This window comes from Halothiobacillus diazotrophicus (assembly GCF_001663815.1).
Classification (GTDB): domain Bacteria; phylum Pseudomonadota; class Gammaproteobacteria; order Halothiobacillales; family Halothiobacillaceae; genus Halothiobacillus; species Halothiobacillus diazotrophicus.
The window spans coordinates 2614219-2628169 of record NZ_CP016027.1; the positions used below are offsets into that span (position 1 = coordinate 2614219).

Below are 13951 nucleotides of genomic sequence, written 5' to 3' on the forward strand. Positions count from 1 at the left end.
ATCGTTTTAAGTTAATCGGGCTATTGAGCTCGCTAGATTAAAGACGATTCGTGCTGAGGCATTTACAAGCTAACAGAAACGCAACACATACAAATTCAAGAAAATTAAGTCTGGCTGAAAAATATTAATAAATCAGCGTGTTATTTATTAGAAAATTCTTATTTAGTTATATTGTTGATTGTATTTAATTAATGTAACCCAATGTTTTTGTAAAATTTATGTCATGGTGTCCGCGGTTTTGACTAATGGGTTTTGTGGGTGAATTCGGGTGATCCTGGCCGGTTCGGGTGCTTGGTACAAGGAGGTCGCGACTGTTTGGTGTTGCCCTTGTGCAACATTTCTGAGGCGGTCTATTCCGTGAGGGTGCCCTCGAAAACCGTTTGGGCGGGTCCGGTCATGAGGACGGGGGCATCGGTTGCGCCCGCCCAGGCGATCGACAGGGATCCGCCGGGCAGATCCACCTGGCAGGGGCTATCCAGAAGCCCCCTGCGGATGCCGCTGACGACGGCGGCGCACGCGCCGGTGCCGCAGGCGAGGGTTTCTCCGGCGCCGCGTTCGAACACGCGAAGGCGAATCGTATGGCGATCCACGATGCTCATGAATCCGACATTGACGCGCTCGGGAAATCTCGCGTGACGCTCGATCGCCGATCCCAGGAGATCGACGGGCGCCCGGTCGACATCGGTGACATCGATGACGGCGTGGGGGTTGCCCATCGATAGGGCGTCGACGATGACTTCCGTTTGCCCGGCAATCGGTGTTGGCAGGGCGATGCGGTAAGCCGTCGATGCTTCATCGGCAATAAAAGGAATACGTGACGGCTCGGTGATGGGCGCGCCCATGTCGACCGTGACGTTACCGTCGTCCGTGACATGCAGGGTAATGAGGCCGCTTTTCGTGTCGACGGGAATATCGCGTTCGGTGGTCAACCCCTTGTCGAGGACAAAACGGGCAAAACAGCGCGCCCCATTGCCGCATTGGCCCACCTCGCTGCCATCCGCGTTGAAGATGCGATAGGTGAACAGTGCGTTCGGCGTGGTGGGCGGTTCCACGATGAGCAATTGGTCGAAACCGATGCCGAAATGACGATCGGCCCATTGGCGGATGCGCTCTGGCGTCAGGACGGGGGATTGGTGGATGCCGTCAATGACCATGAAGTCGTTGCCGAGGCCGTGCATCTTGGTGAAGTGAAGCGTCATGGGTGCGCCTTAAGTGGTGATCGCGATGAGATGGGCGCGCGGCGAGGGCGCGATGGCTTCCATTCTAGAGGAATATGGGACGGGTGGCGTAGGTGGACGGTCGGGATAAGCGACAGGGCGGCCGGGATCGGTATTGCCGGCGCGGAGATTGTCGCGCGCGTTCACGTAAATCGCTATTTGCAGGTATACTTCTGCGCCAGTTTCTCTAACTTTTGGATACCCTTGTGATTTCTCATCTGCGCAATATCGCCATTATCGCTCACGTCGACCACGGGAAAACCACCCTCGTCGACAAGCTGCTTCAACAATCCGGCACGCTGGACGCGCGTACCGATACCGGCGAGCGGGTGATGGACTCCAACGCCATCGAAAAGGAGCGGGGTATCACCATCCTCGCCAAGAATACGGCCATTCGCTGGAAGAATCCGGCTGGCGAGGAATATCGCATCAACATCGTCGACACCCCCGGCCACGCCGACTTCGGTGGCGAGGTGGAGCGGGTGCTTTCCATGGTCGATTCGGTGCTGCTGCTGGTCGACGCCGTGGATGGCCCGATGCCCCAGACGCGTTTCGTGACGCAAAAGGCGTTCGAGCATGGCCTGAAGCCCATCGTGGTCATCAACAAGATCGACCGTCCGGGCAGCCGGCCTCAGTGGGTCGTCGATCAGGTGTTCGACCTGTTCGACCGTCTCGGCGCCTCCGATGAGCAGCTGGATTTCCCGATCGTCTACGCCTCCGCCCTGAATGGTTACGCGGGCATGGAAGACACCGTGCGCGAAGGCGACATGACCCCGTTGTTCCAGACGATCGTCGACAAGGTGGCCTCACCCGACGTGGACGCGGTCGGTCCGTTCCAGCTTCAGGTCTCCAGCCTGGATTACAACCCGTACATGGGTGTGATCGGTGTGGGTCGCATCAAGCGCGGTCGCGTCAAGACGAACACCAACGTGAAGGTGATCGATCGCGAAGGCGAAGTCCGCTCCGGGCGTATCCTGCAAATCATGGGTTTCCACGGTCTGGATCGGGTCGAAGTGGCCGAAGCCCAGGCCGGCGACATCATCGCGTTCTCGGGGCTGGATCCGCTCTATATCTCCGACACGATCTGCGATCCGGACAACGTCGAAATGCTGCCGCCGCTGACCGTCGACGAACCGACCGTCAGCATGTCCTTCCAGGTGAACACCTCTCCGTTCGCCGGCAAGGAGGGCAAGTTCGTCACCAGTCGCCAGATTCGCGACCGCCTGCACAAGGAACTCATTCACAACGTCGCCCTGCGTGTGGAAGACACGGACGAGGGCGATCGTTTCCGCGTTTCCGGCCGCGGTGAGCTTCACCTGTCCGTCCTGATCGAGAACATGCGTCGCGAAGGATTCGAGATGGGCGTCGGTCGTCCTGAGGTCATCATCCGCGAAGTCGATGGCGTCAAGCAGGAGCCGTACGAGCAACTGGTCGTCGACATTGAGGAAACCCACCAGGGTGGCGTGATGGAAAAGCTCGGTATCCGTCGTGCCGAACTGCGTAACATGGAGCCGGACGGCAAGGGGCGCGTTCGTCTGGAATACATCATTCCGTCCCGTGGCCTGATCGGTTTCCGGACCGAGTTCATGACGGCCACCCAGGGCACCGGTCTGCTGTTCTCCGTGTTCGATCATTACGGCGAATACAAGCCGGGTACGGTCGGCCAGCGCATCAACGGCGTGCTGATCGCCAACGAGACCGGCAAGGCGCTGTCCTACGCGCTGTATAACCTGCAGGATCGCGGCCGCATGATGATCGGTCACGGCGACGAGGTGTACGAAGGCCAGATCGTGGGTATCCATTCCCGCGACAACGACCTGACCGTGAACGTGCTCAAGGGCAAGAAGCTCACCAACATGCGGGCTTCCGGTACCGACGAGGCCCTGACGCTGGTGCCGCCGATCCGCTTCACCCTGGAGCAGGCGCTCGAGTTCATCGACGACGACGAGCTCGTGGAAGTCACGCCCAAGTCCATCCGAATCCGCAAGAAGCATCTGACCGAACTGGATCGCAAGCGCTACGGTCGCGGTGACTGATCCGCGCAAAGCCGACGGCGCGCGACGATGAATGACGGGGACCTCGTGAATGTTTGAAAACCTTTCCCAGCGTCTGGGCGGCCTGTTCGACGGGCTGCGCGGTCAGGGGCGTCTGACCGAGGACAACATCAAGGATGCCTTGCGCGAAGTGCGCATGGCCTTGCTGGAAGCCGACGTCGCCCTGCCCGTGGTGCGGGATTTCATCAATCAGGTGCGTGAACGCGCGGTCGGGACCGAGGTGCTCAAGAGCCTGAAGCCCGGCCAGGTGTTCATCAAGATCGTCAGCGACGAGCTGACGGCCTTGATGGGGGCAGAGAACGCGACGCTCGATCTGTCCGCGCAGCCGCCGGCCGTCGTGCTCATGGCGGGTCTGCAGGGTGCGGGCAAGACGACGACGGTCGGTAAGCTCGGCCGACTGTTGCGTACCCAGTCGAACAAGAAGGTGCTGGTCGTCAGTGCGGACGTCTACCGTCCGGCCGCGATCAAGCAGCTGGAAACCGTGGCGGGGCAGGTCGGCGTCGATTTCTTCCCGTCCGAGGCCGACCAGAAGCCCCTCGACATCGTTCAGAATGCGCTGAAGCAGGCCAAGACCGGCTTCTACGACGTCCTGATCGTCGATACCGCGGGCCGGTTGCATGTCGATGCCGACATGATGGACGAGGTCCGTCAGTTGCATGCCGCGCTGAAGCCCGTGGAAACCCTGTTCGTCGTCGACGCCATGACCGGCCAGGATGCGGCCAACACGGCCAAGGCGTTCAACGACGTGTTGCCGCTGACCGGCGTGGTGCTCACCAAGGCCGACGGCGATGCCCGTGGCGGTGCCGCACTGTCCGTGCGTGCAGTCACCGGACAGCCGATCAAGTTCATCGGTATGGGCGAAAAGCTCGATGCCCTGGAGCCGTTCCATCCGGATCGGATCGCCTCGCGCATTCTCGGCATGGGCGACGTGGTGTCCCTGGTCGAGCAGGCGCAACGTTCCGTCGACACGGACAAGGCCCGTGCTCTGGCCGACAAGGTTCGCACCGGCAAGGGGTTCACCCTCGAGGACATGCGGGACCAGTTCGAGCAGATGATGAACATGGGCGGGATTCATGGGTTGATGGACAAGCTGCCCGGTATGGGGCGCCTGTCCGCCGATGCCAAGGCGAACATCGATGACCGCGACGTGCGGCGGATGATTGCCATCATCAATTCGATGACGCCCAAGGAACGCCAGCAGCCGGACCTGATCAAGGGGTCGCGCAAGCGGCGCATCGCCCTGGGTTCGGGCATGCAGGTCCATGATGTGAACCGGTTGCTCAAGCAGCACCGGGACATGAGCGACATGATGAAGAAGTTCTCGGGCGGCGGCATGAAGAAGATGATGCGCGCGATGAAAGGGCGCGTGCCGGGCCTGCCGTTCTGACTGTTTGCCTGCCCGTCGTTTGGCGGGCAGTGCTTGGCTCGTTTTGGGAGGGTGTTGGGCTAGCTGCCAAGCTCAGGTATACTCCCCCGCCTGTTTTTTCGCGAGAGTGGCGGAATTGGTAGACGCACTGGATTTAGGTTCCAGCGCCTTTGGCGTAAGAGTTCGAGTCTCTTCTCTCGCACCAGAATCGTGGTCCGGCGATCCGGCCGGCCGCAGCGGGCACGCCCGCTGTTTCATTTTTTGTCTTCGATAGAATTGAGGTTGAGTGTCCATGCAGGTTGAATTGCAGTCGTCAGAAGGTCTGGTGCGTCGTTTGGCGATCGAAGTGCCTGCGAACGAGATCGATGTTGAAGTCGAGCGCCGTATCAAGGATATGTCCCGCCGTGTCCGCATGGACGGCTTCCGTCCGGGCAAGGCGCCGATGGCCGTCGTCCGTCAGCGCTACCTGGGTCAGGTTCGCGACGAGGTGGTCGGCGAGGTGATGGGTCGGAGCTATCAGGCCGCCATTGTGGAGCAGAAGCTGCGCCCGGCCGGTAACCCCAGCATCGAGTCCGTTGCGGGCGAACCGGGACAGAACCTGTCGTTCGTCGCTGCGGTCGAAGTGTATCCCGAGTTCGAAATCGGCGATCTGAGCGCATTGGCGGTTGAGGTCATCGAGGCCGACGTGACCGATGCCGACGTGGCGGACATGCTTGAAACCCTGCGCGAACAGAATGCCGGCTGGCAGACCGTCGAACGCGCCGCGAAGACGGGCGACCGCGTCACCGTGAACTTCACGGGCCGTATCGACGGTGAAGTCTTCGAAGGTGGCAGCGGTACCGGCATGCAGGTCGTGCTGGGCGAGGGCCGGATGCTGGCCGATTTCGAGAAAGGTCTGGCCGACATCGCGGCCGGTGAGCCGGAGCGTGTTTTCGCGGTCGCGTTCCCGGACGAGTACCCGGTCGAGAATCTCAAGGGCAAGACGGCGGAATTCACCGTCGAGGCCACCGAGGTCGAAGAGAAGACGCTGCCCGCGCTGGATGACGAGTTCGCCAAGCGTTTCGGTTCGGACTCCCTGGATGCGCTCAAGACCGACGTGCGCAAGAACATGGAGCGCGAGCTCAAGCAGGCCAAGAAGCGCATGATCAAGGATGCGGTCCTGACGGCCGTTGCCGACAGCCTGACTTTCGATATTCCCAAGGCGCTGGTCGAGGAAGAAGCCGTGGCGATGCGTGATGGTTTCGTCCGTCAGCAGATGCCGGATGCCGATCCCAGCAAGCTCGATGCCGGTCTGTTCAAGGATCAGGCGGAGAAGCGCGTCAAGATGGGTCTGATCATCATGGAGATCGTCCGTGCCGCCGACCTGCAGGTCGACGAGGCTCAACTCGAGGAGTTCATCGCCGATATCGCTTCGGCCTATGACGAGCCGGAAGAAGTCGTGGCTGCCTACAAGGGCGATCGGGAAATGATGGGCAATGCCCGTACGGTCGTGCTCGAGCAGCAAACCGTTGATTATGTTCTGGGCAAGGCCAAGGTGACCCCGAAGCCGATGACCTTCAAGGCGGTCATGAACCCGCAGGGCTGATGCCCCGACGCGTGTCATTTCAAGTCTGCGGATCAGTAACGCCCGAAGGATCGTGATGGGTCCTTTGGGCGAAATTTATTGGCAAACAGCCCGAGACCGGTAATTATTTGGTTCTCGAAGTTTGCAATCCGGAAATCGGCCGCCGGTCTGTTGGCCGATTTCTCCCAGTCAGATCGTTAAGGTGAAATTCATGTTCTTTGGTTCCCAGTCCGGTTCGGGCGCATCGTTTCCGCCCGAAGCCTCCCTCGTCCCCATGGTGGTCGAGCAAACCTCGCGCGGCGAACGCGCCTACGATATCTATTCGCGACTTCTGAAGGAGCGGGTGATCTTTATCGTCGGTCCGATCGAGGACCACATGGCCAATCTGATCGTGGCGCAGTTGCTGTTCCTCGAGTCGGAAAACCCGGACAAGGACATTCATCTGTACATCAACTCGCCCGGCGGGTCGGTGACGGCCGGTCTTGCCATCTACGACACCATGCGTTTCCTCAAGCCGGACGTCAGTACGATGTGCATCGGTCAGGCGGCGAGCATGGGCGCGTTCCTCCTCTCGGCCGGGACCAAGGGCAAGCGGTATGCGTTGCCGAACTCCCGCGTGATGATTCACCAGCCTTCCGGCGGCGCCCAGGGGCAGGCGACGGACATCGAGATCCAGGCGCGGGAAATCCTGTACCTGCGCGAGCGTCTCAACATCATGCTGGCGGAACATACCGGCCAGAGTCTGGAAAAAATCAATCGGGACGTCGAGCGCGACTTCTTCATGAACGCGGCCGATGCCTGCAGTTACGGTTTGATCGATTCGGTGCTGGAAAAGCGCAGCTGAGTCGAAGTTGATGATTCGGGCGCGTGCGGACGCGATGCCCGAACGAACGGGAGGGTAAACCACCATGGCAAGAAGTACGAAATCCGATCAGGACATGGCCTGCTCATTCTGCGGTAAGCCGCAGGCCGAGGTGCGCAAGCTGATCGCCGGCCCGTCGGTCTACATCTGCGACGAATGCGTCGAACTGTGCAACGACATTCTGCGTGAGGAAGTGACGTCGGCGCAGTCCGAGTCTCCGGCCCGTCTGCCGACGCCCAAGGAGCTGGTTGCCGCACTGGACGAGTACGTCATCGGTCAGGAACAGGCCAAGCGGGCACTGGCCGTGGCAGTCTACAACCACTACAAGCGGCTGAATCTGTATGGCGAAACCCGTGGTCGGAAAACCGATCCGGATGCCGAGCAGGTCGAGCTGTCCAAGTCCAACATTCTGCTGATCGGGCCGACCGGTTCGGGCAAGACGCTGCTGGCGCAGACGCTGGCGCGCGTGCTGGACGTGCCCTTCGCCATCGCGGACGCCACGACCCTGACCGAGGCGGGCTATGTGGGTGAGGACGTCGAGAACATCCTGCAGAAACTGCTGCAGCGGTGTGACTACGACGTCGAAAAGGCCCAGCACGGAATCGTCTACATCGACGAGATCGACAAGATCACCCGCAAGTCCGAGAATCCCTCCATCACCCGCGACGTATCCGGCGAAGGCGTGCAGCAGGCGCTGCTGAAGATGATCGAGGGGACGCAGGCCTCGGTGCCGCCGCAGGGCGGACGCAAGCATCCCCAGCAGGAGTTCGTGCAGATCGATACGACCAATATCCTGTTCATCTGCGGTGGTGCCTTCGATGGTCTCGACAACATCATCCGGCAGCGGATCGAGAAGGGCGGCATCGGTTTCTCCGCCGAGGTGAAATCGAAGAACGACAAGCAGGCGGCCGACGCGCTGCGCGCGCAGATCGAGTCCGAGGATCTGACACGCTATGGTCTGATCCCCGAATTCATCGGGCGTCTGCCGGTTATCGCCACCCTGAACGAACTGGACGAATCCGCCCTGATGCAGATCCTGCTCGAGCCCAAGAACGCACTGGCCAAGCAGTACGTCCGGCTGTTCGAAATGGAAGGCGTTGATCTGGAATTGCGCGAGGACGCCCTGCGCGAGGTTGCACGTCAGGCGATCAAGCGCAAGACCGGTGCCCGCGGGTTGCGGACCATCGTGGAGCGGGTGCTGATGGACACCATGTATGAAGTGCCCTCCGTGCAGAACCTGTCCAAGGTCGTGGTGGATGCGGCCGTCATCCGGGGCGAGAGCAAGCCCTACTGGGTGTACGAGCAGCAGGATGCGGCCCTGCCGAAGGCAGCCTCCGACCAGTAATCCGTTTTTGCGCCGTCCCGAAGGCCCTGACCGGCGTGCCCGGTCGGGGTCTTCCCGTTTTCGGGAACTGGCTGAACGGGCGTCAGGCCGTTGTTTGGGGCGCTGTCCCGTCGATAAATTCAATGAGTGTCTTGAAAACAGGTACGCATGCCACCAACTATTGGCTATGCTTTAACAAAAGCTTAACCAATCGCCGGTTCGCCAGGCTTCAGAATGGGTAGCAACATGCCACAGAACGACACAATCTCCGAAATCATTTCAGGTTCACCCCGTAACGTGCCGGTTCTGCCGCTACGCGATGTGGTGGTGTATCCCCACATGGTCATTCCCCTGTTCGTCGGTCGTGAAAAGTCCGTGCTGGCCTTGGAAGAGGCGATCAAGGACAACAAGCAGCTGCTGCTGGTCGCACAGAAAGATGCCGAAAAGGATGATCCGGGCCGTTCGGATCTGCATGCCGTCGGTACGCTGGCCTCGATCCTGCAGCTGCACAAGCTCCCGGACGGCACGATCAAGGTGCTGGTGGAGGGTATCGAGCGCGTACGCTGCGCTCAGGTGCACGAGGTCGACAACTACCTCATGGCGGAAGTCCACTCCATCGAACAGGCCGTGGCCTCCGACCGGGAACTCGAGGTGGAGGCGCGTGCGTTGCTCAACCAGTTCGACGGTTATGTGAAACTCAACAAGAAGACACCGCCCGAGGTCCTGACTTCGTTGGCGGGGATCGATGACGTATCGCGTCTGGCCGACACGATTGCCGCCCATATGGCGCTTAGTCTCGATGAAAAGCAGAAGATTCTGGAGACCATCGACCTGCACGCCCGGATCGAGCACCTGATGGTGCTGATCGAGTCCGAAATCGACACCCTTCAGGTCGAGAAGCGGATTCGTGGCCGCGTGAAGCAGCAGATGGAGAAAAGCCAGCGCGAGTACTACCTCAACGAGCAGATGAAGGCGATCCAGAAAGAGTTGGGCGAGCTTGAGGAGGGGGGGAGCGACATCGATGAGCTGGAGCGCAAGATCCTGACGGCTGGCATGCCCAAGGAGGCGCTCGATAAGGCCAAGTCCGAACTGAACAAGCTCAAGATGATGTCGCCGATGTCCGCGGAAGCATCGGTCGTGCGCAACTATCTCGACTGGATCGTTGCCGTTCCCTGGAAGAAGCGTAGCAAGATCAAGCATGACCTCGGCGCGGCCGAGGAGGTGCTGGATGCCGATCATTTCGGCCTGGAGAAGGTCAAGGAGCGGATCCTCGAGTATCTCGCCGTGCAACAGCGCGTGCGCAAGATGCAGGGGCCCATCCTTTGTCTCGTCGGGCCGCCGGGCGTCGGCAAGACGTCGCTGGGCCAGTCCATCGCCAAGGCGACCAACCGCAAGTTCGGTCGAATCGCCCTGGGTGGGGTCCGTGACGACGCCGAGATTCGCGGCCATCGTCGGACGTACGTCGGTGCAATGCCCGGCCGGATCGTCCAGACGCTGACCAAGATCGGCAGCCGCAATCCGTTGATCCTGCTCGACGAAATCGACAAGATGGCCTCGGATTTCCGCGGCGATCCGGCCGCGGCTTTGCTGGAGGTCCTGGATCCCGAGCAGAACAAGGCGTTTGCCGATCACTACATGGACATGGACATCGATCTTTCCGAGATCCTGTTCGTGTGCACCGCGAACAGCCTGAACATTCCGGGCCCCTTGCTGGATCGGATGGAGGTCATTCGCATCGCCGGTTATACCGAAGACGAGAAGACCGAGATCGCCGAACGGTACCTCCTGCCCAAGCAGCTGGAAAAGAACGGCTTGAAGGACGACGAGCTGAGCGTGGACAGTACGGCGGTTCGGGATGTCATCCGCTACTACACCCGGGAAGCGGGTGTGCGGAATCTGGAACGCGAACTGGCCAAGGTATCCCGTAAGGTGGTGCGTCAGCTGGTGACGAACGAACAGGCGGCGCCGATTCACGTCAATGGCGAGAATCTGGATCAGTATCTCGGCGTGCGTCGCTTCGATTTCGGCAAGGTCGAACACCCGGACCAGATCGGTCAGGTGACGGGGCTCGCCTGGACCGAGGTGGGTGGCGATCTGTTGACCATCGAAGCCGCCACCATGCCGGGCAAGGGCAACCTGAAATACACGGGCCAGCTCGGCGAGGTGATGCAGGAGTCGATCCAGGCGGCCATGACCGTGGTGCGCGCCCGCGCCGTTTCCCTGGGGATCGATCCGGAATTCAGTCAGAAGGTCGACATCCACGTGCACGTGCCCGAAGGCGCGACCCCGAAAGATGGGCCTTCCGCAGGCGGCGCCATGTGCACGGCGATCGTCTCGGCGCTGACGGGTATCCCTGTCAAGGCCACCGTCGCCATGACGGGCGAAATCACCCTGCGCGGGGAAGTACTGCCGATCGGCGGGCTCAAGGAGAAACTCCTGGCCGCCCAGCGGGGCGGTATCGAGCTGGTGCTGATTCCGGAAGGAAATCGCAAGGATCTCACGGAAATTCCCGACAAGATCAAGGACAGTCTTGATATTCGACCGGTTCGCTGGATCGACGAGGTGTTGGATCTTGCCCTGATCACGCCGCCCACCCCGAAGTCGGTGGCGCCGCTGGAAGCGCCCGTCCGGGAAGACGTCAAGCGCCCCGACGATACGAGCAACGCGACGGCACACTGATCCGTGCGTTCGGATTGCCGCTCAATCCCCCCATCGCCCCGCGCTTCGTCAGTGGACGCAATCGGCATGGGCACGGGGATTGGCGTCCCTCGCGCGCTTCATTTCACCCAAACCTGGATCACCGCTCGTCACAAATCGTCTGCGTTGTTGACAGCACGCGCATGCGGCTTGTATAACTGGCAGCGGAATCCATGTTCTGCCACTGGAATCGGTCGATTTGACGGGCTATCCCGACGGATCTGCGTACCGCCGATTTCATGCTAACCCCCCTGTCCTAAACCTAGTGAAAAGGATTGCAACGATATGAATAAATCAGAATTGATTGACGCAATGGCTGCCAAGAGCGGAATGAAGAAAAATGATACGGCTGCCGCGCTGGATGCGTTTATCGAGGCAGTAGGCGAAGCGCTCAAGCAGGGGGATCAAGTCACCCTGGTGGGCTTCGGTACATTTTTGGTACGCGAGCGTGAGGCACGTACCGGTCGCAACCCGCGTACCGGCGCGACGATCGAGATCGAAGCCTCCCGTCTGCCTTCATTCAAGGCTGGCAAGGGCCTGAAAGACGCGGTCAATTAATCTGTCTTGAACCGACGGTGTTTTTGCGGGGCGCAATGAGCCCCGCCGCCGGACCGAGTTCGGTAACCGTTGGACTTTCGACTAAGAAATCGAGTACATAGGCAGGGACGACAACGTCCCTGTTTTGTTGTGTGGGCCGGTGAATCGGGCGTTGTCCGATTGGTGATAGCGGGATCGTGCTCTGACCGCCTCCCGTGAGGGATAGGCGATCGCGTGCGAACACCGGCCACGGATGCACCCGACGGGTGTCCGCGCGGGTAAATGAGTGCCCGGAGCGGTCCGTGTGCTGCATACTTGGCGACCCGAGTCGCCGCTACTTCAAGGTGTGTTTTATATGTTGATGGATTTGCGGGAACGCATTCAGGGTTGGATTGCGTATCTCATCATTGGCTTGATCAGCGTGCCGTTCGTTCTCTGGGGGGTCGGCGAGTACTTCAGTGGCGGCAAGAACAAGCCGGTTGCGGAGGTGGAGGGCATGCCCATTACCGAGCAGGCCTTCGAGCAGGCAGTCAGTGCGCAACGTCAGCAGCTGATCCAGAAACTGGGCGGCAAGGTTTCGGCCGAAATGCTGCAGAGCCTCAACATCAAGCAGGAAGTGCTCGATCAGATGATCAACGAGCGGGTACTGAGCCTGTTCGTGCACCGTGCGGGCTTCAAGGCCCCGGACAGCGTCGTGGCGGATCTGATCCGTTCCGAGCCCGCGTTCAAGACGAATGGCGCCTTCGACGTGAAAAAATACGAGGCGTTCGTCGCCGGCCAGGGCTCGACCGTGCCGGCGTTCGAGGCACGTCTGAAGCAGGATATCGTCATGCGTACCCTGGAAACGGCGTTGCGCGAAAGTGCGTTCACGGTCCAGCCGGATCTGGATCTGCTGGTGCGCCTGCGTGATCAGCGTCGCGAGGCGGGGTACATTACCCTGGCGCGCAGCCGGGCGGTATCGGCCGTATCGGCACCGACGGACGACGCGATCAAGGCCTATTACACCGCGCATCAGAAGAAGTTCGTTCGGCCCGAACGCGTGAAGTTGCACTACATCGAGCTGTCTCCCAAGACCCTGGCACCCCTCGTGAAGGTGACCGATGCGGAAATCCAGCAGGCCTACGAACACTACAAGCGCAAGCAGACTGCCGATGTGACGCGGACGGTGCGACACATCCTCATCGCCGTGCCGAAGGATGCGGATGCCGCCACGGTCGAGGCCGCGAAGAAGAAACTGCTGGCGGCCCGTGCGGCCATTCTGGCGGGCAAGACGACCTTCGCGGCCGAGGCCAAGAAGATTTCCGACGACCCCGGTTCCAAGGCACAGGGCGGCAACCTGGGTGAGGTCGCTCCGGGCCAGATGGTCAAGCCGTTCGAGACGGCGATGGATGCCCTGAAGGTGGGCGAAATCAGCGAGCCGGTGCGTACCCAGTACGGTTGGCACCTGATCGAGGTGACCGGTGAAGCGAAACCGGACATCAAGCCGCTGGATGACGTGCGTGCGCAGCTGGTTGCCGAAGTTCAGGCGCGGCATGTCGAGAAGATCTATTACGACGAGAGCGAGAAGCTGTCCGACGTGAGTTACGAGCATCCGGACAGTCTGATCCCGGCGGCCGAGGCCCTGGGCCTCACGGTGCAGACGTCCGACTGGATTACGCGGAATTCCGGCACCGGTATCGGCGACAACGAAAAGGTTCGGCATGCCGCGTTTTCCAAGGATGTGCTCACGGACAAGCTCAACAGCAACCTGATCGAACTGGGGACGGACCACGCCGTGGTCGTCCGGGTGGATACGCACGAACCCGCGGCCCAACTGACCCTGGATGAGGTTCGTCAGCAAATCACTGAGCGCCTGCAGGCTGAAGCGGTCGACAAGCATCTGGCTCAGGAAGCCGAGCAGGTCCGAAAGGCTCTGAGCCAGGGAACCGATCCCCAACAGGCCGCCACGAATGCCGGCGGTGTCTGGCATGCCGCGACCTGGTTGAAGCGCCAGGAAACACATGCGGACGTGCCGCAGGAAATCGTCCAGGCCGTCTTTGCGACACCGCCGTCGCCAGATGGCCATCCGGCCAGCAGCGCCGTCCATCTGAACGATGGCGACGAGGCCGTGGTGGTGGTCACGCAGATCAAGTCCGGCGAGCCCGGCACGATCAGCGCCGAGGACAAGCAGCAGCTCGCGGCCCAGATCGCTCAGGCCGAGGGACAGGCTTCTCTGTCCGCGCTACTGGCCACCCTGCGTCAGGAAGCCAAGATCAAGATTAACGATTCGGTTGAGAAATCCATCACGCCCTGATCGACCGAAGCATGGCGCCTGCGCGCGCCAGGGGCTT

General features: G+C 60.7%; 9 protein-coding genes and 1 tRNA gene. 9 read left to right on the forward strand and 1 reads right to left on the reverse strand.

Annotation, left to right across the window (positions count from 1 at the left end; all coding sequences use genetic code 11):
- Positions 1-350 precede the first annotated feature (350 nt).
- Positions 351-1199, reverse strand: a complete 849-nt coding sequence (gene dapF, locus A9404_RS11685) for a diaminopimelate epimerase (RefSeq protein WP_066101836.1) — start codon at positions 1197-1199, stop codon at positions 351-353.
- Between the two features lie 224 nt (positions 1200-1423).
- On the opposite strand from dapF, the gene typA reads away from it, so the two are divergent.
- The 9 genes from typA to A9404_RS11730 all read left to right on the forward strand — a co-directional run bounded on the left by typA (position 1424) and on the right by A9404_RS11730 (position 13914).
- On the forward strand, positions 1424-3253 hold the full coding sequence (typA, locus tag A9404_RS11690; RefSeq protein ID WP_066101839.1) for a translational GTPase TypA: 1830 nt from the start codon (positions 1424-1426) through the stop codon (positions 3251-3253).
- A 49-nt stretch (positions 3254-3302) separates the two neighbouring features.
- A complete protein-coding gene (gene ffh / locus A9404_RS11695; RefSeq protein ID WP_066101842.1) occupies positions 3303-4658 on the forward strand; it encodes a signal recognition particle protein in 1356 nt (451 codons plus the stop codon).
- A 100-nt stretch (positions 4659-4758) separates the two neighbouring features.
- Positions 4759-4842 (forward strand) — tRNA-Leu (locus A9404_RS11700).
- Positions 4843-4929: 87 nt separating this feature from the next.
- Positions 4930-6222, forward strand: coding sequence for a trigger factor (gene tig, locus A9404_RS11705; protein ID WP_066101845.1), 1293 nt, complete (start codon positions 4930-4932; stop codon positions 6220-6222).
- 190 nt (positions 6223-6412) lie between these two features.
- Complete coding sequence (gene clpP, locus A9404_RS11710) at positions 6413-7045, forward strand: ATP-dependent Clp endopeptidase proteolytic subunit ClpP (protein ID WP_066101848.1); 633 nt, start codon at positions 6413-6415, stop codon at positions 7043-7045.
- Between the two features lie 64 nt (positions 7046-7109).
- Positions 7110-8408 (forward strand): ATP-dependent Clp protease ATP-binding subunit ClpX, encoded by a 1299-nt coding sequence (gene clpX, locus A9404_RS11715; protein ID WP_066101851.1) that lies wholly within the window; start codon positions 7110-7112, stop codon positions 8406-8408.
- Positions 8409-8633: 225 nt separating this feature from the next.
- Complete coding sequence (lon, locus tag A9404_RS11720) at positions 8634-11066, forward strand: endopeptidase La (RefSeq protein ID WP_066103330.1); 2433 nt, start codon at positions 8634-8636, stop codon at positions 11064-11066.
- Between the two features lie 303 nt (positions 11067-11369).
- Positions 11370-11642: an HU family DNA-binding protein gene (locus A9404_RS11725; protein ID WP_066101854.1), complete on the forward strand. Its 273-nt coding sequence runs from the start codon at positions 11370-11372 to the stop codon at positions 11640-11642.
- A 334-nt stretch (positions 11643-11976) separates the two neighbouring features.
- Positions 11977-13914, forward strand: a complete 1938-nt coding sequence (locus A9404_RS11730) for a SurA N-terminal domain-containing protein (RefSeq protein WP_066101858.1) — start codon at positions 11977-11979, stop codon at positions 13912-13914.
- Positions 13915-13951: the final 37 nt, after the last annotated feature.